Annotated in this window: 21 protein-coding genes and 1 pseudogene; 11 read left to right on the top strand and 11 right to left on the bottom strand. The window is 74.4% G+C overall.

Annotated elements, in window-relative coordinates; all coding sequences use genetic code 11:
• Nucleotides 1–15: 15 nt before the first annotated feature.
• Genes ACFQ8C_RS08335 through ACFQ8C_RS08325 form a run of 3 tightly spaced genes read right to left on the bottom strand, consistent with a single transcriptional unit; the run spans nt 16 to nt 3592 of the window.
• The gene (locus ACFQ8C_RS08335) at nt 16–1866 is read right to left on the bottom strand and encodes an NAD-binding protein (protein ID WP_383453518.1); all 1851 of its coding nucleotides are present in this window, start codon (nt 1864–1866) and stop codon (nt 16–18) included.
• A gap of 19 nt (nt 1867–1885) precedes the next feature.
• A complete protein-coding gene (locus ACFQ8C_RS08330) occupies nt 1886–3118 on the bottom strand; it encodes a cation:proton antiporter (protein WP_383453517.1) in 1233 nt (410 codons plus the stop codon).
• 3 nt (nt 3119–3121) lie between these two features.
• Nucleotides 3122–3592 carry a cation:proton antiporter regulatory subunit gene (locus ACFQ8C_RS08325; protein ID WP_383453579.1) on the bottom strand — a complete coding sequence of 157 codons (471 nt, stop codon included), beginning with the start codon at nt 3590–3592 and terminating at the stop codon, nt 3122–3124.
• Between the two features lie 262 nt (nt 3593–3854).
• Here ACFQ8C_RS08325 and ACFQ8C_RS08320 point away from each other — a divergent pair.
• Both ACFQ8C_RS08320 and ACFQ8C_RS08315 read left to right on the top strand, forming a co-directional pair.
• A pseudogene (locus ACFQ8C_RS08320) lies at nt 3855–4823 on the top strand (HAMP domain-containing sensor histidine kinase); the annotation flags it as partial.
• Between the two features lie 287 nt (nt 4824–5110).
• A complete protein-coding gene (locus ACFQ8C_RS08315) occupies nt 5111–5779 on the top strand; it encodes a response regulator (RefSeq protein ID WP_383453515.1) in 669 nt (222 codons plus the stop codon).
• An 8-nt stretch (nt 5780–5787) separates the two neighbouring features.
• On the opposite strand, the gene ACFQ8C_RS08310 is transcribed toward ACFQ8C_RS08315, so the two are convergent.
• On the bottom strand, nt 5788–6693 hold the full coding sequence (locus tag ACFQ8C_RS08310) for a LysR family transcriptional regulator (protein WP_383453513.1): 906 nt from the start codon (nt 6691–6693) through the stop codon (nt 5788–5790).
• A 214-nt stretch (nt 6694–6907) separates the two neighbouring features.
• On the opposite strand from ACFQ8C_RS08310, the gene ACFQ8C_RS08305 reads away from it, so the two are divergent.
• From ACFQ8C_RS08305 to ACFQ8C_RS08285, 5 genes are all read left to right on the top strand, one after another.
• On the top strand, nt 6908–7534 hold the full coding sequence (locus ACFQ8C_RS08305; protein ID WP_383453577.1) for a succinate dehydrogenase: 627 nt from the start codon (nt 6908–6910) through the stop codon (nt 7532–7534).
• Between the two features lie 2 nt (nt 7535–7536).
• Entirely contained in the window at nt 7537–9477 is a 1941-nt protein-coding gene (locus tag ACFQ8C_RS08300) for a fumarate reductase/succinate dehydrogenase flavoprotein subunit (RefSeq protein WP_383453511.1), read from the top strand.
• The gene (locus tag ACFQ8C_RS08295; protein WP_383453509.1) at nt 9474–10217 is read left to right on the top strand and encodes a succinate dehydrogenase/fumarate reductase iron-sulfur subunit; all 744 of its coding nucleotides are present in this window, start codon (nt 9474–9476) and stop codon (nt 10215–10217) included. The genes ACFQ8C_RS08300 and ACFQ8C_RS08295 overlap by 4 nt, the downstream gene beginning before the upstream one ends.
• A gap of 153 nt (nt 10218–10370) precedes the next feature.
• Complete coding sequence (locus ACFQ8C_RS08290; RefSeq protein WP_383453507.1) at nt 10371–11051, top strand: DUF5701 family protein; 681 nt, start codon at nt 10371–10373, stop codon at nt 11049–11051.
• Between the two features lie 141 nt (nt 11052–11192).
• A complete protein-coding gene (locus ACFQ8C_RS08285; RefSeq protein WP_383453505.1) occupies nt 11193–12641 on the top strand; it encodes an MFS transporter in 1449 nt (482 codons plus the stop codon).
• On the opposite strand, the gene ACFQ8C_RS08280 is transcribed toward ACFQ8C_RS08285, so the two are convergent.
• Both ACFQ8C_RS08280 and ACFQ8C_RS08275 read right to left on the bottom strand, forming a co-directional pair.
• Entirely contained in the window at nt 12638–15007 is a 2370-nt protein-coding gene (locus ACFQ8C_RS08280) for an ATP-binding cassette domain-containing protein (RefSeq protein WP_383453504.1), read from the bottom strand. The two genes, ACFQ8C_RS08285 and ACFQ8C_RS08280, sit on opposite strands and share 4 nt — an antisense overlap.
• A gap of 9 nt (nt 15008–15016) precedes the next feature.
• Complete coding sequence (locus ACFQ8C_RS08275; protein WP_383453502.1) at nt 15017–16072, bottom strand: LLM class flavin-dependent oxidoreductase; 1056 nt, start codon at nt 16070–16072, stop codon at nt 15017–15019.
• A 206-nt stretch (nt 16073–16278) separates the two neighbouring features.
• Between ACFQ8C_RS08275 and ACFQ8C_RS08270 the strand changes: the two genes are divergently transcribed.
• Nucleotides 16279–16767, top strand: a complete 489-nt coding sequence (locus ACFQ8C_RS08270; RefSeq protein ID WP_383453500.1) for a hypothetical protein — start codon at nt 16279–16281, stop codon at nt 16765–16767.
• A gap of 6 nt (nt 16768–16773) precedes the next feature.
• On the opposite strand, the gene ACFQ8C_RS08265 is transcribed toward ACFQ8C_RS08270, so the two are convergent.
• On the bottom strand, nt 16774–16989 hold the full coding sequence (locus ACFQ8C_RS08265; RefSeq protein ID WP_383453498.1) for a dodecin: 216 nt from the start codon (nt 16987–16989) through the stop codon (nt 16774–16776).
• 276 nt (nt 16990–17265) lie between these two features.
• Here ACFQ8C_RS08265 and ACFQ8C_RS08260 point away from each other — a divergent pair, with 276 nt between their 5' ends.
• From ACFQ8C_RS08260 to ACFQ8C_RS08250, 3 genes are all read left to right on the top strand, one after another.
• Nucleotides 17266–18516: an extracellular solute-binding protein gene (locus ACFQ8C_RS08260; RefSeq protein WP_383453497.1), complete on the top strand. Its 1251-nt coding sequence runs from the start codon at nt 17266–17268 to the stop codon at nt 18514–18516.
• A 174-nt stretch (nt 18517–18690) separates the two neighbouring features.
• Entirely contained in the window at nt 18691–19542 is an 852-nt protein-coding gene (locus tag ACFQ8C_RS08255; RefSeq protein ID WP_383453495.1) for a GNAT family N-acetyltransferase, read from the top strand.
• Entirely contained in the window at nt 19539–20600 is a 1062-nt protein-coding gene (locus ACFQ8C_RS08250) for a lysophospholipid acyltransferase family protein (RefSeq protein ID WP_383453493.1), read from the top strand. Before ACFQ8C_RS08255 ends, ACFQ8C_RS08250 begins: the two co-directional genes overlap by 4 nt.
• Here ACFQ8C_RS08250 and egtD read toward each other — a convergent pair.
• The 4 genes from egtD to egtA are packed head-to-tail and all read right to left on the bottom strand — an operon-like array spanning nt 20495 to nt 24814.
• The gene (gene egtD, locus ACFQ8C_RS08245; RefSeq protein ID WP_383453491.1) at nt 20495–21460 is read right to left on the bottom strand and encodes an L-histidine N(alpha)-methyltransferase; all 966 of its coding nucleotides are present in this window, start codon (nt 21458–21460) and stop codon (nt 20495–20497) included. The two genes, ACFQ8C_RS08250 and egtD, sit on opposite strands and share 106 nt — an antisense overlap.
• Complete coding sequence (gene egtC / locus ACFQ8C_RS08240; protein WP_383453489.1) at nt 21457–22209, bottom strand: ergothioneine biosynthesis protein EgtC; 753 nt, start codon at nt 22207–22209, stop codon at nt 21457–21459. The genes egtD and egtC overlap by 4 nt, the downstream gene beginning before the upstream one ends.
• Nucleotides 22209–23555, bottom strand: a complete 1347-nt coding sequence (egtB, locus tag ACFQ8C_RS08235; RefSeq protein WP_383453487.1) for an ergothioneine biosynthesis protein EgtB — start codon at nt 23553–23555, stop codon at nt 22209–22211. The genes egtC and egtB overlap by 1 nt, the downstream gene beginning before the upstream one ends.
• Nucleotides 23552–24814, bottom strand: a complete 1263-nt coding sequence (gene egtA / locus ACFQ8C_RS08230; protein WP_383453485.1) for an ergothioneine biosynthesis glutamate--cysteine ligase EgtA — start codon at nt 24812–24814, stop codon at nt 23552–23554. The genes egtB and egtA overlap by 4 nt, the downstream gene beginning before the upstream one ends.
• Nucleotides 24815–24898: the final 84 nt, after the last annotated feature.

Here is a 24898-nt window from a genome sequence, read left to right as displayed (position 1 = left end):
GCGTCCCGGCCCCGGTCAGCCGGGCCGGCCGGCCTCCCGCGGCGGCACCGAACCCGGTGCCGGAGTCGGTGCCGGAGCGGGTGTCCGTGCCCCTCCCAGGAGCTCCGGCAGTCCGGACCGGGTGGCCGCGACCACCACGCGGTCCCCGGGGCGGAGCACGTACCCCGGATGCAGCTCCCACAGGAGCGCCGGCGGGTCGTCGTCCTCGCCGGTGCTCGTGTCGAGCGCCAGGACGCGCCAGGCGCCGGGCCGGAAGGCCTCCGTCACCGTGCGCCCCTCCAGGCGCGGCTGGCCGGCGACCTCGACCGCGGCGAAGAGCAGGACGCGGCGCTCCACCGGTATGGCACCCAGGATCTGACGTCCCATCATCGCCGCCGCGAAGGCGGGCGCCGACAGCGTCGAGACGCTGCGGCTGCGGGTGAGGGCGTCCGGATGGGCCGCGCGCAGGGTGCGGTAGACGGTGGTGGCGAAGTCGTCGTCGTAGAGGCGGAGGGCGACCGGCAGCTCGGGTGCCAGGGTACGGGCCGCGAGCACCGCCTCCAGGTTGGTCGTGTCCGAGCTGGTCAGGGCGAGCAGGGCGTGGGCGCGATGTGCCTTCGCCGCCTCCAGGACGCCCTCCTGGGTGACGTCGCCGAGGACGACGGGGACGCGCAGCCGCCGGGCGTACGGGATGCCGCGCGCCTCCGGATCCTCCTCCACGCACACCACCGGCACCCCGAGGTCGCGCAGGCGCACCAGCACCCGCGTCCCGATCCGGCCGAGGCCCAGCAGCACCACGTGGTCGTCGAGGCCGCGCGGCGGGCGGCGGAGCGCGGCCGCGCTGCGGTACGCGCCCAGCGCCTCCAGGGCGCCCGCGATCAGCAGCGGCAGCAGGGCGAGGCCGAGCAACCCGGCCAGCAGCTGCAGGACCTGACGGGCCGTCGGCTCGCCGACCGCCGGATCGCCGATCGCGAAGAGGTCGAGGAGCGTCAGGTAGGCGGCGCGCAGCGGGTGCTCGTCGGTGGTGAGGATGGCGGCGACCGTGAGCGCGGTGACGCCCGCGACGACGCCGGCGAGCGCTCGGCGCAGCCGCGGCGAGAGCAGCCCCCGCGGCGAGGCGCCACGGCTCTCGCGGCGGCGGGGGAGCGCCGGTTCCCGGCCGATCGCCTCCAGGACGACCGCGCCGCGCCCGGCCGCCGCCCGCACCTCGGCGTCGTCCGGCAGCAGCCGGGGCGCGAGACCCCCGCTGCGGTCGGAGCCGTCCGCGCCGGCCGGGTCGGCGCTGGTGGACGAGAGCAGGGCCAGCGTCGCCAGGCCGGGCTCGGCCAGCGCGCCCGGCCCCTCGGGCATCCGCTCGGCCGCCCGCAGCAGCAGCCCGTCGGCCTGCACCACCTTCCGCGTCCCGGCGACGGCCGTGGCCGCGAGCGCGGGCGCCGCGGTGTCCGCGTCGGAGAGCACGATGGTCGAGGCGTCGCGCGGGACGGGACCCGGGCCCGGCCCGGCGGCCGTCAGCTGCTCGCCCGCGCGGTCGAGCAGCTCGGCCATCCGGTGGCCGAGGTTGCGGTTGTACATCCGCAGCACCAGCCGGACGCCGGGCGCGAGCCGGCGCGCCAGGAACGCCGCCCGCATGTTGACCTCGTCGTCCTCGTACAGCAGCGCCAGCGCCTCGGCGCCCCGTAACCCCGCCCGGATCAGCGTCCGTTCGTCGGGCGCCGCCCCCTCCGCGTACCGGATCCCCGGCTCGTCGGTGCCGGGTCCGGGGGCGACGAGGACGACCTCCCGCCGGTACACCTCGGCCAGCTCCGCGGCGAGCCGGTGCGCGAGCGCGTCGTCCCCGAGGACGAGCATGGCCGCCTCCGGCGCGGTGATCCGCCGTTCCTCCCCCATGGCGCTCTCCGGTCTCCGCTCAGTGCTCGTGACGGACGGGCTCGGGCAGCGGCAGCCGCTCCTCCGCGGGCCCCGGGTCGACCGGGACGCGGTCGCGCCGGCCCGTCACCCAGGTGGCCACCGGTTCCGTGTAGCGGGCCGTCAGCGGGCCGACGACGACCAGGATGAGGACGTACGCGGTCGCCAGCGGGCCCAGCGAGGGCTCGATCCCGGCGGAGACGGCGAGCCCCGCGATCACGATGGAGAACTCGCCGCGCGCCACCAGCGTCCCGCCGGCCCGCCAGGAGCCCTTCGCGGAGATGCCGTTGCGGCGCGCCGCCCAGTAGCCGGTGGCGATCTTCGTCCCGGCGGTGACGACGGCGAGGGCCAGCGCGGGCAGCAGCACCGGCGGGATGCTGGCGGGGTCCGTGTGCAGGCCGAAGAAGACGAAGAAGACGGCGGCGAACAGGTCCCGCAGCGGGCTCAGCAGGTTGTGCGCGCCCTCCGCGACCTCACCGGAGAGCGCGATGCCGACGAGGAAGGCGCCGACGGCCGCGGAGACCTGGAGCTGCTGCGCGATCCCGGCGACGAGCAGGGTCAGCCCGAGCACCACCAGGAGCAGCTTCTCCGGGTCGTCGCTCGACACGAACCGCGAGATCACCCGCCCGTACCGCACGGCCACGAACAGCACGAGCCCGGCGACGCCCAGCGCGATCGCGAGCGTCGCGCTGCCGGCCGCGAGCCCGGCCCCGGCGAGCAGCGCGGTCACGATCGGCAGGTACACCGCCATCGCCAGGTCCTCCAGGACCAGGATGCTCAGCACCACCGGAGTCTCGCGGTTGCCGAGCCGGCCCAGGTCCCCGAGGACCTTCGCGATGACCCCGGACGACGAGATCCACGTGACCCCGGCCAGCACCACCGCCGCGACCGGCCCCCAGCCGAGCAGCAGCGCCATCGCCGCGCCCGGCAGCGCGTTCAGCGCCCCGTCGACGAGCCCGGCCGGGTACTGGGTCTTCAGGTTGGTGACCAGATCGGTCGCCGTGTACTCCAGACCGAGCATCAGGAGCAGCAGGATGACCCCGATCTCCGCGCCGATGGCGACGAACTCCTCGCTCGCCCCCAACGGCAGCAGCCCGCCCTCGCCGAAGGCGAGACCGGCCAGGAGGTACAGGGGTATGGGCGAGAACTTCAGCCGCCCGGCCATCCGGCCCAACAGGCCGAGACCGAGGATGATCGCTCCGAACTCGATGAGGAAGACGGCGGACGAATGCACCGATCACTCCCTTCCCAGAATAGTGGCGGCGGCGTCGACACCCTCGTGGGTGCCGATGACGATGAGGGTGTCCCCGCCCGCGAGGCGGAAGCCGGGGCCGGGGGACGGGACGGCGTCGGCGCGGCGCAGGACGGCGACGATCGAGACGCCGGTCTCCGTGCGCATCCGGGTCTCGCCGAGGGTGCGGCCGTTCCAGTGGGAGGTCGACGACAGCTCGATGCGTTCGGCCACCAGGCCCAGCTCGGTGGTGTGGAGCAGGTTCGGGCTGTGGTGGGCGGGCATCAGCGCGTCCACGAACGCGGTCGACTCCCCGGCGGTCAGGTGCAGCGACTGCAGACAGGCGTCGGGGTCGTCGCTCCGGTAGACGTTGACCGTACGGGTGCCGTCGCGGTGGGCGATCACCGACAGGTGCCGGTGTTCGCGGGTGATGAGGTCGTACTGGACGCCGATGCCGGGCAGCGGCGTCGAGCTCATCCGTGAAGTGGGCACGGCCCGGACTCCTCGTGATCGTCTCTTGCGTGGGGGCACGCGGCGAGGAGGCCGGCGCCCCTCCGCACGGGCGGGAGTTCCGGGGCCGCGGCCGGAACATGCTGTCACGTCCGGGGGCCTTCGCACATGGGTGCCGGCACGGATGGACAGGGGCCCGGCAGACCCTGACGATGGGCCGGGGACGTAGGCTCTTCGCAGGTCAGCACGGTCCGGCGGGGTCCGGCGGAGTCAGGGAGAGAGCGGGACGGTGTCACTGTACGGACGGATCTTCCTCCTCAACGCGGCCGTCCTCGTCCTGGCCGCCGGACTCCTCCTGGGGCCCGTCACCGTCTCCACCCCGGTGCTCCTCGGCGAGGCGGTCGTCGTGGTCTGCGGCCTCGTGCTCATGCTCGTCCTCAACGCGGCGCTGCTGCGCGTCGGCCTCGGCCCGCTCGGGCGGCTCGGCCGCGCCATGGCGACGGCCGACCTCCTCAAGCCGGGCACCAGGGCCGAGGTCACCGGCCGCGGCGAGATCGCCGACCTGACCGCCGCCTTCAACGCCATGCTCGACCGGCTGGAGACCGAGCGGGCCACCAGCAGCGGCCGCGTCCTCACCGCGCAGGAGGCGGAGCGGCAGCGGATCGCCCGCGAACTCCACGACGAGGTGGGCCAGACCCTCACCGCCGTCCTCCTCCAGCTCAAGCACACCGCCGACCACGCCCCGGCGGAACTCCGCGAGGACCTGCGGCAGGCGCAGGAGACCACCCGCGCGGGCCTGGAGGAGATCCGCCGGATCGCCCGCCGGTTGCGGCCCGGAGTCCTGGAGGAGCTGGGCCTGCACAGCGCGCTCCGCTCCCTCGCCGGTGAACTCTCCACCCCCCGGCTCCGGGTGACCACGCACCTCGCGCCCGGCGCGGAACCGCTGGATCCCGCGACGGAACTCGTCGTCTACCGGGTCGCCCAGGAGGGCCTCACCAACGCGGCCCGCCACTCGGGCGCAGGGCACGTCGAGCTCCGCCTCGGCCCGGCCCCGGGCGGCGGCACCCGCCTCCTCGTCCGCGACGACGGCCGGGGCGCGGCCGGCGCCGAGGAGGGCGCCGGCATCGGCGGCATGCGTGAGCGCGCGCTGCTCGTCGGCGCCGAACTGCGGGTGGGGCCGGGGGAGGGGAGGGGCACGGAGGTACGCCTCGACCTGCCGGCGCGGAGGGCGGCGGAACCGGCGACGGTCCCGGCACGCGCGCGTGGGCCCGTGCCCGTAGCCGAGCCCGTGCCTGAGTCCGTGTCCGTGCCTGAGTCCGTGTCCGTAGCCGAGCCCGTGCCCGTACCCGTAGCCGTAGCCGTAGCCGAGCCCGAGTCCGTGCCCGAACCCGTACGCCTGCCGGTTCCGGTCCAGGCCCCGGCACAGCCCCCGCCCCAGAGCCCCACCCCCACCCCGACCCCCACCCCGGCTCCGGCCCCGACCCCCACCCCGACCCCCACCCCGGCTCCGGCTCCGGCCCCGCCCCCGACCTCTGGACACGAGCGATGACCTCCCCCGTACGCCCGCCCGCCCGGATCCTCCTCGTCGACGACCACGCCCTGGTCCGGCGCGGGGTGCGGCTCATCCTCGACGGGGAGCCGGACCTGGAGGTGGTCGCGGAAGCGGGGGACGGGGCCGAGGCGGTGCTCGCCGCGCGGGGGGACGACGGGCTCGACCTGGCCGTCCTGGACATCGCGATGCCCCGGATGACCGGGCTCCAGGCGGCGCGCGAACTCGCCCGGCTGCGGCCCGGGCTGCGGATCCTGATGCTGACCATGTACGACAACGAGGAGTACTTCTTCGAGGCGCTCCGGGCCGGCGCCAACGGGTACGTGCCGAAGTCCGTCGCCGACCGGGACCTGGTCGAGGCCTGCCGGGCGGCGCTGCGCGACGAACCGTTCATCTACCCGGGCGCCGAGACCGCGCTGATCCGCAGCTATCTGGACCGGGCGCGCTCCGGCGCCGGGCTGCCCGAGCGGCCGGTCACCGAGCGGGAGGAGGAGATCCTGAAGCTGGTCGCCGAGGGACACACCTCGAAGGAGATCGGCGACCTGCTCTTCATCAGCCCGAAGACGGTGGAGCGGCACCGCGCCAACATCCTCCAGAAGCTCGGCCTGCGCGACCGCCTCGAACTGACCCGGTACGCGATCCGCGCGGGGCTCATCGAGCCCTGAGGCCTCCCCTACGGGGCGTCCGGACCCGGCTTCCCGCGCCGCGTGGCCATCAGCAGCTTCTGGAGCTCGCGCGCGGCGCGCGGCGGGGCGACGTCGCTGCGGTGGGCCAGGGCGATCGTGCGGCGCAGCCCGGGCCGGGCGAGCGCGGTGACGCGCAGGTCGCGGCCGGCGCGGGCGGCGACCATGGCCGGGACGACGGCGAGTCCGAGCCCGGCCCGCACGAAACCGAGGACCGCGTCCAGCTCGCCGCCCTCGACGGTGAACGTCGGCTCGAAGCCGGCCGCCCGGCAGGCTCCCACGGTCAGTTCCCGCAGGTCGTAGCCGTGCCGGAACATCACGAGCGGCTGGTCGCGCAGATCGGTGATCCGCACCGGCCGGCGCGGCGGCGGCGCGGAGGCCGAGGAGACCACCACCAGGTCCTCGCGCAGCAGCTCCACCGTGGTCAGCGCCGGTGACGGGGAGGGCAGCGGCAGCACGACGAGCGCCAGGTCGAGCGAGCCGCGGGCCAGCTCCCGCACCAGGTCGTGCGAGCCGCCCTCCTCGATCAGCAGCTCGATGCCCGGGTGCAGGTCGTGGAAGGCGCGCAGGACGTCGGGGAGGAGGCCGGTGCAGAGGCTGGGGGTGGCGCCCAGACGCACCCGGCCGCGCTTGAGCTGGGCCAGCTCCTGGACCTCGCGGCGGGCGGTCTCGGTGTCGGCGAGGATCCGCCGGGCCAGCGGGAGGAGGGCCTCGCCGGCGTCGGTGAGCGCGATGTTGCCCCGGGCCCGGCTGAACAGTTCCGCGCCCAGTTCCTGCTCCAGCGCCTTGATCTGCTGGGAGAGGGACGGCTGCGAGACGTGGACGCGTTCGGCGGCCCGGGTGAAGTGGCGGGTCTCGGCGACGGCCACGAAGTAGAGGAGCTGCTGGAACTGCATGGATCCCACCCTAGGCCAAAGTCATAGCTTCAGCCTATGGATATCAGCCGGACCATGTCTTGGACCTCTCGGGCCTTTCGGCCCTAGCGTCGACTCCATGGCTCTGGCACCCAGCAAGGAGACGGCGGCCCCGAAGGGCTCGGCCCCCGCCCGCCCACCGTCCCGCACCCCGTCCCGCGGCTTCTGGTCGTCGACCATCGGCAAGAAGACCGTGATGGCCGTGAGCGGCCTGATCATGCTCGCCTATCTCGTCGCGCACGTGGCCGGCAACCTCAAGGTCTTCTTCGGCCCCGAGGAGTTCAACGGCTACGCGCACTGGCTGCGCGTGATGGGCGCCCCCGTCCTGCACCACGAGTGGGGGCTGTGGATCGCCCGGATCGTGCTCCTCGCCGCCGTCGGCGCGCACGCCGTCTCCGCGTACCAGCTCAGCCGGCGCGACATCAGGGCGCGCCCCACCCCGTACGCCCGCAAGCGCAAGGGCTCCTCCTACGCCACCCGCACCATGCGCTGGGGCGGGATCGTCCTCGGCCTCTTCATCGTCTGGCACGTCCTCGACCTCACCACCGGGACCGCGCACCCCGGCGGCTTCGAGGACGGCAAGCCCTACCAGAACGTCATCGACACCTTCTCCACCTGGTACGGCAACACGATCTACATCGTCGCCATGCTCGCCGTCGGCCTCCACGTCCGGCACGGCTTCTGGAGCGCCGCCCAGACCCTCGGCGTCGGCAACGCCCGGCGCGAGCGCGTCCTGCGCGCCCTGGCGAACCTCCTCGCGCTCGTCCTGACCGCGGGCTTCATCGCCGTCCCCGTCGGCGTCATGACCGGAGTGGTGAACTGACCATGAGCTACCTCGACTTCCGCACCGGCGAACCGATCGCCGACAGCAAGGCGCCGGCCGGACCCATCGCCGAGCGGTGGGACACCCGCCGCTTCGAGGCGAAGCTGGTCAACCCCGCCAACCGGCGCAAGCACCGGATCATCGTCGTCGGCACCGGCCTCGCCGGCGGCTCCGCCGGCGCCACCCTCGCCGAACAGGGCTACCACGTCGTCCAGTTCTGCTTCCAGGACTCGCCGCGCCGCGCCCACTCGATCGCCGCCCAGGGCGGCATCAACGCCGCGAAGAACTACCGCAACGACGGCGACTCCGTCCACCGCCTCTTCTACGACACCGTCAAGGGCGGCGACTTCCGCGCCCGCGAGTCCAACGTCCACCGCCTCGCCCAGGTCTCCGTCGAGATCATCGACCAGTGCGTCGCCCAAGGCGTCCCCTTCGCCCGCGAGTACGGCGGCCTCCTCGACACCCGCTCCTTCGGCGGCGTGCAGGTCTCCCGCACCTTCTACGCCCGCGGCCAGACCGGTCAGCAGCTCCTCCTCGGCGCCTACCAGGCGCTCTCCCGGCAGATCGCCGCCGGCAACGTCGAGATGCACGCCCGGACGGAGATGCTGGACCTGATCGTGGTCGACGGCCGGGCCCGCGGCATCGTCGCCCGCGACCTGATCACCGGGGAGATCACCACCCACCACGCCGACGCCGTCGTCCTCGCCAGCGGCGGCTACGGAAACGTCTTCTACCTCTCCACCAACGCGATGAACTCCAACGCCACCGCCGTCTGGCGGGCCCACCGGCGCGGCGCGTACTTCGCCAACCCCTGCTTCACCCAGATCCACCCCACCTGCATCCCGCGCACCGGCGACCACCAGTCGAAGCTGACCCTGATGAGCGAGTCGCTCCGCAACGACGGCCGCATCTGGGTGCCGAAGGCGAAGGGCGACACCCGCCCCGCCGCCGAGATCCCCGAGGACGAGCGCGACTACTACCTGGAGCGGATCTACCCCTCCTTCGGCAACCTCGTCCCCCGTGACATCGCCTCCCGCGCCGCGAAGAACGTCTGCGACGAGGGCAGGGGCGTGGGCCCCGGCGGCCAGGGCGTCTACCTGGACTTCGCCGACGCCATCGCCCGGATGGGGCGCGCTGCCGTCGAGGCCAGGTACGGCAACCTCTTCGACATGTACGAGCGGATCACGGCGGAGAACCCGTACGAGGTCCCCATGCGGATCTATCCGGCCGTCCACTACACGATGGGCGGACTCTGGGTCGACTACGACCTCCAGACCACCGTGCCCGGCCTGTTCGCGATCGGCGAGGCCAACTTCTCCGACCACGGCGCCAACCGGCTCGGCGCCTCCGCCCTCATGCAGGGCCTCGCCGACGGCTACTTCGTCCTGCCCGCCACCATCAACGACTACCTCGCCCGGCACCCCGGCTCCGAGCCCGTCACCGACGAACACCCCGCCGTCCGCGAGGCGCTGGCCGAGACCGAGGACCGGCTGAACCTCCTCCTCTCCGTCGACGGCGACCGCACCCCCGACTCCTTCCACCGCGAACTCGGCGAGGTCATGTGGGAGTTCTGCGGCATGGCCCGCACCGAGGAAGGGCTGCGCACGGCGCTGCGCCGGATCCCCGAGATCCGCGAGGAGTTCTGGCGCCGCGTCAAGGTCCCCGGCACCGGCGAGGAGTTCAACCAGTCGCTGGAGAAGGCCAACCGGATCGTCGACTACCTCGAACTCGCCGAACTGATGTGTCTCGACGCCCTGAACCGCGCGGAGTCCTGCGGCGGCCACTTCCGCGAGGAGTCCCAGACCCCGGACGGCGAGGCCGCCCGCCGCGACGAGGAGTTCTCGTACGCCGCCGCCTGGGAGTTCACCGGCGCCGCCCCCGTCCTCCACAAGGAGGACCTCGTCTTCGAGTACGTCCACCCCACCCAGCGGAGCTACGCATGAAGCTCAACCTGCGCGTCTGGCGCCAGAGGAACTCCGGCGCCGAGGGCGCCATGATCACCTACGAGGTGGACGGCGTCTCCCCCGACATGTCCTTCCTGGAGATGCTCGACACCCTCAACGAGGACCTCATCCTGCGCGGCGAGGACCCCGTCGCCTTCGACCACGACTGCCGCGAGGGCATCTGCGGCGCGTGCAGCCTCGTCATCGACGGCGACGCCCACGGGCCCGAGCGCACCACCACCTGCCAGCTCCACATGCGCTCCTTCCACGACGGCGACACCATCGACGTCGAGCCCTGGCGCGCCTCCGCCTTCCCGGTCGTCAAGGACCTCGTCGTCGACCGCACGGCCTTCGACCGGATCATCCAGGCCGGCGGCTACGTCACCGCTCCCACCGGCTCCGCGCCCGAGGCCCACGCGACCGCCGTCCCGAAGGCGGACGCGGACCTCGCCTTCGAGCACGCCGAGTGCATCGGCTGCGGCGCCTGCGTGGCGGCCTGCCCGAACGGCTCGGCGATGCTCTTCACCTCCGCCAAGATCAACCATCTGAACGTGCTGCCGCAGGGCGCCCCGGAACGCGAGACCCGGGTCCTCGACATGGTCGCCCAGATGGACGCCGAGGGCTTCGGCGGCTGCACCCTCACCGGCGAGTGCGCCACCGCCTGCCCCAAGGGCATCCCGCTGCCCTCGATCGCGGCCATGAACAAGGAGTGGCTGCGGGCCCGGCGCAAGGTGAGGTGAGGCGGGGCGGGGCGGGGTGGGGATCCGCAGGTGGGGATCCGCGGGTGGGGCGGGACGACGTGAGGTGAGGCGGGAAGTCCTCCGGCCGCCGGGAACAAAGCGCCGGCCCGGGCCGTTCTCCCCGGGCCCCCGCAGATCCGACCGAGGAGTACTTTGCCCGACGCGCCCGTCCCCACGCCGACCGCCGACGCCTTCCGCGCCCCGTTCCCGCTGCCCCCGCTCACCGACCAGGCCGAGCGCCTGATCGAGCGGGGAGTGCCCGCCCTCACCGGCGTCGACGCCGGCGAGCTGCGCGCCTTCGCGGAGAAGGCCGCCGCCGACGCCCGGCCGGGAGCCCTGCTCGCCGTCCACCCCGACCGAGCGCCCGCCTCCGTCCTCGCGCCGCTGCTGCGGCTCGCGGACAAGTCCGGCTTCGTGGTGGTCGACATGGCCGACGCCGACGCCTTCACCCCGCAGGGCGTCGACCTCCCCGACCAGCCGTTCTACACGGTCGAAGGCCTGGACCGCGGCGACCACATGTCCAACTGGAGCCCCGAGGAGGCCCTTCCGGCGCTCACCGACGCCGGTCGCACGCCGCTGCTCCTCAGCGAGGGCATCCACTGGCTGCTCCAGCGCCCCGAGGTCCTGGAGCGCAACAAGTGCTTCATGACGATCGGTTCGCGCCTCCGCAAGCCCAACGGATCCTTCGACGCCCGCACTCCGGCCATCTGGATCAGCAACGGCACCGGACGCGACGGCAAGGAGCGCAAGGGCGCGCCGAAGGTCGGGTGGTGCTGGTGGAACAACCGCCACACCTGGCTCGGTTTCGGCTCCACCACCGGCCGGACCGGCTAGCCGGGAACGTCCGGCCGGATACCGGCCGTTGGATCCCGTGTTCTGGATCCGGTTTTGCCGTTTCCGCACATCCGATGGGCAGAGGGCCCCGTCAGGGTCGACCCTGACGGGGCCCGTTCCCCGGCCCCTCGGAGGCAGACCGTGACCGTGACCCCCCACCCCGTGCCACCCCCGCTCACCGCGCGCAGACGCTGGACGGTCCTGGCCGTCTGCTGTCTGAGCATGTTCCTGGTGGGCCTGGACACCACCATCGTCAACGTGGGGCTGCCGGCCATCGGCCGGGGCCTGGACGTCCCCACCCGCGGTCTCGAATGGATCGTGGACGCGTACACCCTCGTCCTCGCCTCCCTCCTGATCACGTCCGGCGCGCTGGCCGACCGCTTCGGACGGCGCCGGGTCTTCCAGTGCGGCCTCGCCGTCTTCGGCGTGGCCTCGCTGGCCTGCGCCCTCGCCCCGTCGGCGGGCGTCCTCGTCGCGGCCCGCGCCCTCCAGGGCGTCGGGGCGTCGATGCTCAGCCCCGTGGCGCTCGCGATCGTGGTGAACGCCATGCCGGATCCGAGGGAACGGGCGCGGGCGATCGGCGTCTGGGCGTCGGTCTTCGGACTGAGCACGGCCGCCGGACCCCTCACGGGAGGGGCGCTGCTCGCCGGGCTCGACTGGCGGGCGCTGTTCTGGATCAACGCGCCCGTCATCGCCGCCGCCCTGCTGCTCAGCGCGGTGTTCGTGCCCGAGTCCCGGGCGGGGCGGGCGCGCCGGCTCGACCTGCCCGGCCAGCTGCTGCTGACCCTGGCCCTCGCCGTCGTGGTCGGCGTCCTCATCGAGGGGCCGCGCGTCGGCTGGACCTCGCCCGCCGCCCTCGCGGGATACGCGGTGGCCGCGGCGGCGACCGCCGGGTTCGTCCGCGTCGAGTCCCGCCGCGCCGAGCCGCTGATGGATCTGCGGCTCTTCACGCGCCCGGCCTTCACCGGCGCCGTCGTGGGCGCGGTGGCGGTCTTCGTCGCGCTGAGCGCGGCACTGCTGCTCAACACCCTCTACCTCCAGCACACCCGGGGCTGGACGCCGCTGGCGGCCGGCGCCGCGACCCTGCCCCTGGCCGTCGGCGCGACCGTCTGCGCCCCGTGGGCCGGACGCCTGGTCGGCCGCACCGGAGCCCGGCTCCCGCTGCTGCTCGCCGGCGGCTTCCTCACGGCCGGCGGGCTCTGCCTGGTGCGGCTCGACCCCGACACGAGCGTGCCGCTGCTCCTGGTCTCCTACGCGCTCATCGGCATCGGGATCGGCTTCGCCAACGCCCCGATCACCCACACCGCCGTCGACGGCCTGCCGCCCGACCGGGCCGGCGTGGCCGGCGCGATCACCTCCACCGCGCGCCAACTCGGCTCCGCCCTCGGCATCGCCGGCGGGCTGGTCGCGACCGCCGCTCCGGCGGAACTCGCGCACGCGTCCCGCCCGGGCTGGATGCTGGTCGCCGCCTGCGGGGTACTGCTCGTCGTCGTCGCCCGCGCGGCGCGGACGAAGGAGTCGCCCGGCCCCGCCGCCACCGCCCCTCGCACGGCGGGGCGCGGTCCGCTGCGGCGCAGCCGGGCTCTCTAGTCCCGGCCTGCCGGCCCCATGGCCCGAGCCAGGTACGGCGCGGTGCGGCTCGTCGCCGACCGCGCCACCCGGGACGGAGGTCCCTCGGCGACGATGCGGCCGCCGGCCTCGCCGCCGCCCGGACCGAGGTCGATCACCCAGTCCGCGCCGGCCGCCACGTCCATGTCGTGCTCGACGACCACCACGGTGTGGCCGCCGTCCACCAGGCCGCGCAACTGGCTCACCAGGACCTCGACATCGGCCGGGTGCAGACCGGTGGTCGGCTCGTCGAGGACGTACAGGGTGTGGGCACGGCGGGGGCGCTGGAGTTCGGAGGCGAGCTTGACGCGCTGGGCCTCGCCGCCCGAGAGCTCGGTGGCGGGCTGGCCGAGCCGCAGATAGCCGAGGCCGACGTCGAGGAGGGTGGTCAGGCTGCGGGCGGCCGCCGGGACCTCCGCGAAGAAGGCCGCCGCCGACTCCACGGTCAGGTCCAGGACTTCGGCGATCGTCAGACCGCGCAGCCGCACCTGGAGGGTCTCGGGGGCGTAGCGGGCGCCGTGGCAGTCGGGGCAGGGTGCGTACGTGCTCGGCAGGAAGAGCAGCTCCACCGAGACGAACCCCTCGCCCTGGCAGGTCTCGCACCGCCCGCCCGGCACGTTGAAGGAGAAGCGTCCGACCTTGTAGCCGCGGGACCTGGCCTCCTCGGTCTCCGCGAACAGCTTGCGCACCACGTCGAAGAGGCCGGTGTAGGTGGCCAGGTTGGAGCGCGGAGTGCGGCCGATCGGCTTCTGATCGACCGTCACCAGCCTTCCGACGCCCTCGGCCTCCTCGGTGAGCGCCCCGACGAGGGTGGACTTCCCGGAGCCCGAGACGCCGGTGACGGCGGTGAGGGCGCCCCGGGGGAAGGCGGCGTCGACCCCGCGCAGGTTGTGCCGGGTGACGGGTCCCGTGCGCAGCCACCGTTCGGGGACGAGGGCGGGCCGCTCGGGTACCGGGGACCGGTCGAAGAGGAAGCGGCGGGTGGCCGACTCCTCCACGTGCGCGAGGAGTTCGGGCGGACCGCTGTGCAGGACGCGGCCGCCGTGCTCGCCGGCGTGCGGGCCGACGTCGACGAGCCAGTCGGCGTGCCGGACCACGTCGAGGTGGTGCTCGACGACGAAGACGCTGTTGCCGGCCGCCTTCAGCCGGTCGAGGACCACCAGCAGGGCCTCGGTGTCGGCCGGGTGCAGGCCGGCGGAGGGCTCGTCGAGCACGTACACGACGCCGAAGAGGCCGGCGCGGAGCTGGGTGGCGAGCCGCAGCCGCTGGAGTTCGCCGTTGGAGAGGGTGGGGGTGGTGCGGTCCAGGGAGAGGTAGCCGAGGCCGAGTTCGGTGACGGTGGCGATCCGGCCGAGCAGGTCCTCGGCGAGGACGCGGGCGGTCTCCGGGCCGCCGGGCGCGGTGGACGGGGCCAGCACCTCGGCCAGGGCCGTCAGCGGCAGCGCCGCCAGCCCGGCGATGGTCCGGCCGGCGAAGGTGACGGCCAGGGCCTCCGGGCGCAGCCGGCTCCCGCCGCACACCGGGCACGGCGCGCTGGTGAGGAAGCGTTCCGCCTTGGCGCGCAGCGCGGGGCTCTTCGACTCGGAGTAGGTGCGCAGGACGAGCCGGCGGGCGCCGGTGTACGTGCCCTGGTACGGGCGCTGGATCCGGCCCGCCTCCCGGACGGGGTGCACGGTGACGACCGGCTGCTCGTCGGTGAAGAGGATCCACTCCCGGTCCTTCGGGTCCAGCTCGCGCCACGGCCGGTCGACGTCGTGGCCGAGCGCGGCGAGGACGTCCCGCAGGTTCTTGCCCTGCCAGGCGCCGGGCCAGGACGCGACGGCTCCCTCCCGGATCGACAGGCCGGGGTCGGGGACGAGGAGTTCCTCGCTGGTCTCGTGGATCCGGCCCAGGCCGTGGCAGGACGGGCAGGCGCCGGCCGCCGTGTTGGGGGAGAAGGCGTCGGAGTCCAGCCGGGGCGCCCCGGCCGGGTAGTCGCCGGCGCGGGAGTAGAGCATCCGCAGCGAGTTCGACAGGGTGGTGACCGTGCCGACGGAGGAGCGGGCGCTCGGCGCCGCGCGGCGCTGTTCGAGGGAGACCGCCGGGGGCAGTCCGGTGATCTCCCCGACCTTCGGGGCGCCCACCTGGTGGATGAGCCGGCGGGCGTAGGGCGCGACGGACTCGAAGTAGCGGCGCTGCGCCTCCGCGTAGACCGTCCCGAAGGCGAGCGAGGACTTCCCGGAGCCGGAGACCCCCGTGAAGACGGTGAGGGTGTCGCGGGGGATGTCGACGTCCACGGCCCGAAGGTTGTGCTCGCGGGCGCCGCGGACACGGACGTACGGGTCATGGGCGGGGACTGGATCCAGCATTCGGAGATTTTATCCAATATCAGTTTCCGGGACGGTATCGGCTCCCCGGCCGGTCCGGGGCGCGAGCCCCGCCGCCCGGGCCAGCCCCCGGTACGAGGCGAGCAGCGCCTCGCGGTCGTAGGTGCTCGTCGTGACCAGGACCTCGTCCGCCCCGGTCTCCCGCACGGCGTCCGCGAGCCCGGCGGCCACCTGCTCCCCGGTGCCGTACAGATGGCCGGTGAGCCCCTCCTCGTACAGGCCGCGCTGGCGGTCCGTCATCGGGAGCCCCTCGATCCGCTCGGGCGGCGCCAGCGGCGGGAAGTCGCCCCGCGTGCGGGAGTGGGCCATCCCCCAGGCCTCCGGGACGAGCAGTCGGCGCGCCTCCTCCTCGGTCGGGGCGACGGCGGCCGTGCCGGAGACGACGACGTACGGCTCCGACGCCCAGGCGGAGGGGCGGAAGGCGGAGCGGTACGCGTCGACGGCGGCGAGCAGCCGCGCGCGGTGCCGCAGGTCCCCGACGACCAGCGGCAGCCCCGCCTCCGCCGCGATGCGGGCGCCCTCGCCCGTCGCCAGCACGAAGGGCGGCACCCGCAGGCCCTCGGCCGGGCGGGCGTGGACGCCGGGATGGGCCGTCTGGGTGCCGGTGAACCAGCCGAGCAGCTCCTCGATCCGCTCCGGGAAGGACTCGGCCTCGTCCTTCTCGTGGCCGAGGGCGCGCCGCACCCCGTCGGTGAAGCCCAGCGAGCGGCCGAGGCCCATGTCGATCCGGTCCGGGAACAGCGAGGCCAGGACGCCGAACTGTTCGGCCACCACCATGGGCCGGTGGTTGGGCAGCATCACTCCTCCGGTGCCCACCCGGATGGCCGAGGTGGCGGCGGCGACGGCGGCGGCGAGCACCGTCGGCGCCGAACCGGCGACCCCGGGCACGCCGTGGTGCTCGGAGACCCAGAACCGGTGGTAGCCGAGGGCCTCCGCCTCGCGGGCGAGCCGGACGGTGTCGCGCAGGGCCCGGGACGGCGACTCGCCCTCGCGCGTGCGGGAGCGGTCGAGGACCGAGAGGCGGAAACCCGGGGGCAGAGTGCTCATGACGGTTCCAACACGCGCGTGCCGCCGGTGTTCCCGCCGGCCGAGGCGGCCGGCCCCCGCGAGCGGGCGGGAGCGGCCGGTGGTCGCCTGCGGTCGGTGGCGGTCGCCGATGGTCGTCGGGGGGGGGCTTGAGGCCGTCGTAGGGGGCTCACGGCGGGTGCCGGGGGCTCACGGCGGTTGTCGGTCCCGGCTCCTAGGCTGGGCGCGTGACAGGAGACACCCGGCCGCTGGCCGTCTTCGACCTCGACGGCACGCTGGCCGACACCGCCCACCGGCAGCACTTCCTGGAGCGGCGGCCCCGGGACTGGGACGCCTTCTTCGCGGCGGCACCCGACGATCCGCCGCTGGCCGAGGGCGTCGACCTCTGCCGGTCGGCGGCCGAGGAGTGCCAGGTGGTGTACCTCACCGGGCGTCCGGAGCGCTGCCGGCGGGACACCCTGGAGTGGCTGGCCGCGCAGGGGCTTCCCGAGGGGCCGCTGCACATGCGGCGGCACCGCGACTTCCGGCCGGCACGGGTCACCAAGGTGGAGATCCTGCGGCGGCTCGGCGCCGGCCGTGAGGTCCGGATGCTGGTCGACGACGACGGGCTCGTCTGCGACGCCGCGGCGGCGGCCGGCTTCCCGGTCGTCCGCGCCCACTGGGCCACCCCCTCCGAGGCGCTGAGGGAGGCCCAGGAGCGCGAGGGCAGGACCTGACCGCCGTCAGGCCTCGTCGTCCAGTCGGAAGCCGACCTTCAGGCCGACCTGGTAGTGCTCGATGCGCCCGTCGACCAGGTGGCCGCGGACCTGTGTGACCTCGAACCAGTCGAGGCCGCGGAGCGTCTGCGAGGCGCGATCGATGCCGTTGCGGATGGCCTGGTCGACGCCCTCGGTGGACGTGCCGACGATCTCGGTGACGCGGTAGGTGTGGTTCGACATGGGGGCCGGACTCCTCTCGTACGTCCCTCCACCGTGCCCCAGCGCGGGGCACGGCGCGACACGGCGCGGAGCGGTGCCGCCCCCTTCGCCCGTACCCGGGGGTAACCGTTCCGAATGCCCGCCCGATCCGGGAACGAGATGGTCAAGGACTTGACCACTCGGTTGGTCCAGACCAGAATCCAGGCCACATACCCGCGCGAACAACCCGTTCGGTCCCCCCACGTCGGGTCAGCCCCCCATGCCGCACCGCCGTGTGCTGAACCGAAGGTGACCTCCGTGAAGAACCGCTTTCTCGCATGCCCGCTGGCTGCCGCCACCGCACTCGCCCTCGCGGGCTGCGGGCTGTTGCCGGGCTCCGGGGGCGAGGCCAGAACGGTCGACATATGGCTCATGCGGGACAGCGTCAGCGAGGACTTCCTGAACCGCTTCACCGAGGCGTACGAGGACGAGCACGACGACATCGAGCTCAACGTCACCATCCAGGAGTGGACCGGCATCGGCAAGAAGGTCACCGAGGCCATCAAGGGCGGCGGCGGACCGGACCTCATCGAGGTCGGCAACACCCAGGTCGCCCAGTACGCCGACACCGACCGGCTCTTCGACCTCACCCTGGAGTCCGTCCGCGACCTCGGCAGCGAGGACTGGCTGCCCGGTCTCGCCGAACCCGGCAGCGTCGGCGGCTCCCAGTACGGCATCCCCTGGTACGCCGCCAACCGCATCGTCATCTACAACAAGGACCTCTTCGCCCAGGCCGGCGTCGACGGACCCCCCGCCACGCGCGCGGAGTGGCTCGACGCCACCGAGAAGCTCAACCGCCAGGGCTCCCAGGGCATCTACCTGGCCGGCCAGGACTGGTACACCCTCGCCGGCTTCATCTGGGACGAGGGCGGCGAGCTCGCCGTCGACGAGGGCGGCGTGTGGAAGGGCGCCCTCGACAGCCCCGAGGCCATGCGCGGCATGGAGTTCTACAAGGACCTCCAGTCCCTCGGCTCGGGACCGAAGAACGCCGACGAGCAGAACCCGCCGCAGGCCGAGGTCTTCGCCCGGGGCGACGTCGCCCAGATCGTCGCCGTCCCCAGCGCGGTCTCCGCCATCCTCAAGGCCAACCCGGGCCTCAAGGACAAGCTCGGCTACTTCCCCATCCCCGGCAAGAAGGCCGGCACCCCCTGCGCGGTCTTCACCGGCGGCTCCGACCTGATCATCCCGGAGAACGCCCCCGACCGGGCCGCCGCCCTCGAGGTCGTCAAGGCGCTGGCCGGCGAGAAGTGGCAGACGGAACTCGCCCGCGCCATGGGCTACGTGCCCAACAAGAAGGGCCTCGCCTCCGTCGTCTCCGGCCAGGAGGCCACCGCGGCCATGGCCGTCGGCGCCGCCAACGGCCGCGCCACCCCCAACTCCCCGCAGTGGGCCAGCGTCGAGGGCGACAACCCCATCAAGCCCTTCATGACCGCCGTCCTGGAGGGCGAGAACGCCAGGAAGGCGGCCCGTACCGCCTCGGACGCCATCACCGAGACCCTGTCCGAGTAACCGGCCGCGGCGCACCCGGGACGGGGCGCCGCGGAGCATTCAGCCTTCCCACACCCGCGATCCCCCGGACGGTCATGTCGAATCCAGCCGGCGGCGGAAGAAACGAGGGGCCGGGCCGCACCGCTCGCGGACCGGCGCCGACCCTTCACCTTCCGTACGCCGGAGGAGACCGCCATGCCCGCCCCCTCGCACGCGCTCGCCGCCCCCACCGCCCCCGCCGTCCCCGTGCCGGCGGGCATCCAGCCCGCCGTGGCGCTCCCCGCGCAGCCCGGCCCGGGCGGCGGCTCCCAGCCCGCGCCCCGCTACCTCGTGGGACTCGCCCGCGACCAGGACGACGTCCGCGCCGCCCAGCGCCTGCGCCACCTGGTCTTCGCCGGCGAGATGGGCGCCCGCCTCGACGGGCCCGAGCCGGGCCTCGACACCGACGCCTTCGACGCCTACTGCGACCACCTGCTGGTCCGTGAGGAGTCCACCGGCGAGGTCGTCGGCACCTACCGGATCCTGCCGCCCGAGCGGGCCGCCGTCGCCGGGCGCCTCTACTCCGAGAGCGAGTTCGACCTCGCCCGGCTCGCGCCCATCCGCCACGACCTCGTCGAGGTCGGCCGCTCCTGCGTCCACCCCGCCCACCGCAACGGCGCCGTCATCGCCCTCATCTGGGCCGGCCTCGCCCGCTACATGACCCGCACCGGCCACGAGTGGCTGGCCGGCTGCTGCTCGATCCCGCTCGCCGACGGCGGCGCGTCGGCCGCCGCCACCTGGGACACGGTCAAGGCGAAGCACCTCGCCCCCGAGGAGTACTGGGTCACCCCGCGCAAGCTGTGGAACCCCGACGGCGTCCGCCGCCCCGAGGGCCGCACGGAACTGCCCCCGCTGCTGCGCGGCTACATCCGGCTCGGCGCCTGGGTCTGCGGCGCCCCCGCCCACGACCCCGACTTCGGCGTCGCCGACCTCTACGTGCTGCTCTCGCTGCGCCGGACCAACCCGCGCTACCTGCGCCACTTCCTCTCGCTCGTCCCGGCCTCGTGAACGGCGCGGCCCCGGCGCCCTCGCCGTGGCTCCCCACGGCACCCTGCACCCCGGGCCGTCGCTGCGCGGCCCACCCGGACCCGGAACCGCCCGCCCGGGCCCTCTTCCGGCCCGCGCCCGCGTCGCGCGCCTGCGCCCGCCTCGCGGCGGGTCTCGCGACCGTCCTCCTCGGCGTGGTGCTCCTCCCCGCGGTGGGCCCGCTGCCCGCCGCCGCGCGGCACGTCCTGGTACGGCTCTGGACGCGGGCCGTCGTCCGCGCCTTCGGCGTCCGGCTGACCGTCACCGGCGCCCCGCCGTCCGGCGGACGGGCCGCGCTCGTGGTCGCCAACCACGTCTCCTGGCTGGACGTCCCGGTCGTCGCCGCCGTCCTGCCCGGCCGGATGCTGGCGAAGCGGGAGGTACGCGGCTGGCCGGTGCTCGGCCCGCTCGCCGCCCTGGGAGGCACGCTCTTCATCGACCGCGACGGTCTGCGCCGGCTGCCCGGCACCGTGCGCGAGCTCGCCGGGGCGCTGGCCGCGGGCGGTCGGGTGACCGTCTTCCCGGAGGGGTCCACATGGTGCGGGCGGGCCGGTGGACGGTTCCGTCCGGCGCTCTTCCAGGCCGCCGTGAATACTGGATCCGATATCCAGCCGATACGCATCGGCTACCGGCCCGCGGGGGCGGCGGCGTACGTGGGGGAGGACCCGCTGGGCGCGTCGCTGTGGCGGGTCGCGCGGACGCCGGGACTGACCGTGGAGGTCCGGGTACTGGATCCGATATCCGTGATCCAGTACCCGGATCGTCGACTCCTCGCCGCAGCCGCCCAGCGGGCCGTGGAACCAACGGCCACGCGACCCCCGACGGACGGGCCGCTCACGGACCGACCGCTCACGGACCGGCGGCCCACCGGCCGGCGCCCCGCCGTCCCCCGACAGGCCGGCCCCGCCGGCCCCCCGAGCGCCTGCCCGGCCCCCTACCGGGCCGTCGCCAGCGACAGCGCGAACCGGCCCTCCTCGTCCGTCCACCAGCGCGTCAGCTCGAACCCCGCCTCGGCCAGCTCCGCCCGCACCCCCTCCTGACGGAACTTCGCCGACACCTCCGTCCGCAGCTCCTCGCCCTCCTCGAACGGCACCACCAGATCGAGGTCGGGGATCTTCACGGTCAGCGCGTGCCGGGCCCGCAGCCGCATCTCGATCCACTCCCGCTCCCGGTCCCACCGGGCCACATGCTCGAAGTCGTCCGGATCCGCGTCGGCGCCCAGCTCCCGGTCGATCACGGCCAGCACGTTCTTGTTGAACTCCGCCGTCACCCCGGCCGCGTCGTCGTACGCGGCCACCAGGGTCGACTCGTCCTTCACCAGGTCCGTGCCGAGCAGGAAGCCGTCACCCGCCGCCGACATCGACCGCACCGAGCGCAGGAACGACCGCCGCTCCTCCGGCAGCAGGTTGCCGATCGTCCCGCCCAGGAAGGCGACGAGCCGCGGCCCCGGCGTGTCCGGCAGCGTGACGCTCCGGGTGAAGTCGGCGATCAGGGCGTGCACCCGCAGCCCGGGACGGTCGGCGAGGAGCGCCTCGGCCGCCCCGGTCAGCGCCGACTCGCTCACGTCCACCGGTACGTACGCGGCCAGCCCCGGCAGCAGCGCGTCGATCAGGAACCGGGTCTTCTCCGACGAACCCGAACCCAGCTCCACCAGCGTCCGCGCGCCGGTCGCCGCCGCGATCTCCGGCGCCCGCGTGATCAGGATCTCCCGCTCCGCGCGCGTCGGGTAGTACTCGGGCAGCCGGGTGATCTCGTCGAACAGCTCACTGCCGCGCGCGTCGTAGAACCACTTCGGCGGCAGCTCCTTGGGCGTACGAGTCAGGCCCCGCAGCACGTCGGCGCGCAGATCGGCGGCGGCCGCGTCCGGGGCGAGGGTGCGGGTCAGCTGGAACGTGCTCACGCGGACGACTCCTTGAGCGGGGTGAGGACGACGTCCGACCGGCAGGCGGTGACGAGCGTGCGCTCGGGCACCTCCTGCCACCGGGGATCGTCGTCATAGGGTTCGGAGGCCACGACCACCCGGTCGGGGCCGGACAGACACCACAGACTGTTCCCCCACGCCGTCGCCGCGATCCGGTCGCCGTCGGTGAGCAGCAGGTTGAGCCGCGCCCCGGGCGCGGCCTCGGCCGCCGCCAGCACCGTTTCCGCGAGCGCGTCCCCCGGACCCCGGCCCGCCCGCAGCCGGTGCAGCACCAGCGCCCACAGCAACGCCGAGTCGGTGCGCGCCTCCAGGTCGAGCAGCTCGGCCGCCGGCAGCGTCGACGCCAGCGGCGTCAGCGTCCCCGGCCAGCCGGGCACCGCGCCGTTGTGGCTGAAGAGCCACGGTCCCGAGGCGAACGGCGAGGCCGCCGCCTCCCCGTCCGCGCCCGGCAGCGTCGCCCCCCGCACCGCGCCCAGCAGCGCCCCGCTGCGCACGACCCGGGCGAGGTCCGCGAAGGAGAGGTCGCCCCAGATCGGCCCGGTGCGCCGGTACCGGGCCGGGACCGGGTCCCCGTCCGCGTACCAGCCGACGCCGAAGCCGTCCGCGTTCACCACCCCGCTGCTCTGCGTCCGCGGCGCCCACGCCTGGCGCAACAGCGCGTGTGGAGGCCGCACGAGCACCTCCCCGAGCGCCAACGGCACGCCCAGATAGGCGACGTGACGGCACATCAGTCGAGCTCCGCGGAGCGGGCCGTGCGGAAGCCCGCGAAGATCTGCCGCCGCACCGGGTAGTCCCAGTTGCGGAAGGTGCCCCGGCAGGCCACCGCGTCCACCGCGAACGAACCGCCGCGCAGCACCTTGTACTCGGACCCGAAGAACACCTCCGAGTACTCCTTGTACGGGAACGGCCGGAAGCCCGGGTACGGCAGGAAGTCGCTCGCCGTCCACTCCCACACGTCACCGATCAGCTGCCGCACCCCGAGCGGCGAGGCACCCGCCGGGTAGCTCCCCGCCCGCGCTGGCCGCAGGTGCCGCTGGCCCAGGTTGGCGTGGTCCGGACCCGGGTCGGCGTCGCCCCACGGGTAGCGGCGCGAGCGCCCGGTCACCGGGTCGTACCGGGCCGCCTTCTCCCACTCCGCCTCCGTCGGCAGACGCCGCCCCGCCCACCGGGCGTACGCGTCCGCCTCGTACCAGCTGACGTGGACCACGGGCTCGTCCTCCGGCACCGGCTCGGTCACCCCGAACCGTCGGCGCAGCCACCGCCCGCCCTCCTGGCTCCAGAACAGCGGTGCCACGACGCGGTGTTCACGGATCTGCGCCCAGCCCTCCGGGTGCCACCACCGCCGGTCGGTGTAGCCGCCGTCCGCCATGAACGCCAGGTAGGAACCGTTGGTGACCGGTGTCGTGTCGAGGTGGAAGGCGGCCACGGTACGGGTGTGCGCCGGGCGCTCGTTGTCCAGCGCCCACGGCTCGTCCGAGGTCCCCATCGTGAACGGCCCGCCGGGCACCAGCACTTCGTCCGGAAGGGGGCCCGAGGGGTGGACCGGCGGCGGGGGAGCGTCGAGCGCGACCGGTCCCTTCCGTAGCTGATGGGTGATCAGCATGGTCTCGTCGTGCTGCTGTTCGTGTTGGGCGATCATCCCGAAGGCGAAGCCCGCGTCCAGCAGCGGACGCCCCTCCAGTCGCGCCCCGGCCAGGACGTCCAGCACCCGGGTCCGTACGTCGGCGGCGTACGCCCTGGCCTCGGCCGGTCCGAGGAGCGGCAGCGACGGGCGTTCGGAGCGGGGGTGCGCGAAGGCGTCGTACAGCGGGTCGATCTCGGGTCGCAGCGCCTCCCGCCCCGCCACCTCCCGCCACAGCCACTGCTCCTCCTGGTTCCCGATGTGCGCCAGGTCCCAGACCAGGGGCGACATCAACGGCGAGTGCTGGGTCATGAGTTCGCCGTCGTCCACGCACTCCGTGAGCAGCGCGGTGCGGGCCCGGGCGGCGGTGAGCGCCTCCAGCGCCCTGGCCCGCAGCGCCTCCGGGACCGGCGCGGGGCCCGCGGTCGTGTCCGTGTCGGCCGTTCCGGTCACGAGGTCACCACCTGGAGCTCGTCGGCAGGGCAGCCCCCGGGGTCCACGTACCGCTCCCGGAAGGCGTCGACGGCCTTCCGCACCGGCTCGCTCGCGCCGATCCGGCGCAGCGCGGGCCGGACCGCGGCGAAGACCTCGACCGCCACCCCGTGCAGCAGCGGATCGGCGAGCCCGTCCCTGGCGGCCCGCAGCCACAGCGGGTTGCGGGGCGCTGGATCCGGCCCGGCCAGCTCCGCCAGCGGCCGTACCGCCCGGTGCACCGCCTCGGCCGCCTCCGCGTCCTCGAAGACCGCCGTCGTCACCGCCACCGGCACCATCCAGCCGTCCGCGCCCGGCTGCGCGTCGATCATCCGCAGCTCCAGGTGGCCGCGCGGCCGGACCGGCGGGAAGAGCGTCGTCAGGTGGTAGCGCAGGTCGTCGGCGTCGGCCGGCCGGGGCAGCCCCGTGCGCAGCCACTCCCGGAAGGTCAGCTCCTCCGGCACCAGCCACGGGCCGTCGTCCTCCGCGCGGACGCAGAGCACCGGAGTGTCCAGGACGTGCGCGGCCCACTCCCGGCGCGGGTCGCCGTCCGCCGTGGGCGCCAGCGTCCGCACCGGGTCGAGCTCCGCCCACAGCGCCTGCCGGGTGGAGCGCCAGCCGGTCGGACGCCCGCCGTGCTGCGGGGAGTTGGCGAAGACCGCCACGAGGACCGCGCCGAAGACGTGCGCCAGCTCCCAGCGGCGCAGGTAGCCGAGCGGGCCCGGCTTCTCGTAACCGGCGTCCAGGCAGACCTGGACCGAGGCCGACTCGCACATCATGGCCCGGCCCGCGGGGCCCGTCCGGCCGAGCGCGACCTCCATCGCGTCGTACCGGGGCTCGCGCAGCACCCGCTCGCGCGGCGAGTGCCAGGGATCGACCCCGTACCCGCTCAGCGCCAGGCCGAGCGGACCCAGCGCCGCGCGCACCGCCGACAGGTCGGAGGCGAGCGAGTCCATGCACTCCATGAGGGAACCGGCCGGGAGCGAGCTGAGCTCCAGCTGCCCGCCGGGTTCGAAGGTGAGCAACGACACCAGTGACAGGGACCGTACGGTGTCGAGCGCGGCCGCCAGGCGGTGCGGACGCACCGGCTCGCGCGGGTCGCGCAGATCGTGGACGAGCCATTCGAGCTCCACGCCCACGGTCTTGGGCGGGCCGGTCTTGAAACAGATACAGCGCAGCAGGTCCTCCGCCGCCTCCTCGGTGAGGGGCGGGCCGCCGCGCGGGGTGCCGCTGGGCGTCATCCGTGCACCTCCAGGTGCTGGTCGCGGAACCGTTCGGGAAGCCGCTGCCTTCCACCTAAAGCCACCGCCGGGCGGCGTGCAAGA

Source organism: Streptomyces sp. NPDC056503 (assembly GCF_042794995.1).
Taxonomy (GTDB): domain Bacteria; phylum Actinomycetota; class Actinomycetes; order Streptomycetales; family Streptomycetaceae; genus Streptomyces.
The sequence above is the reverse complement of the archived record's forward strand: the minus strand, read 5'-3'. Positions and strand labels throughout refer to the sequence as shown.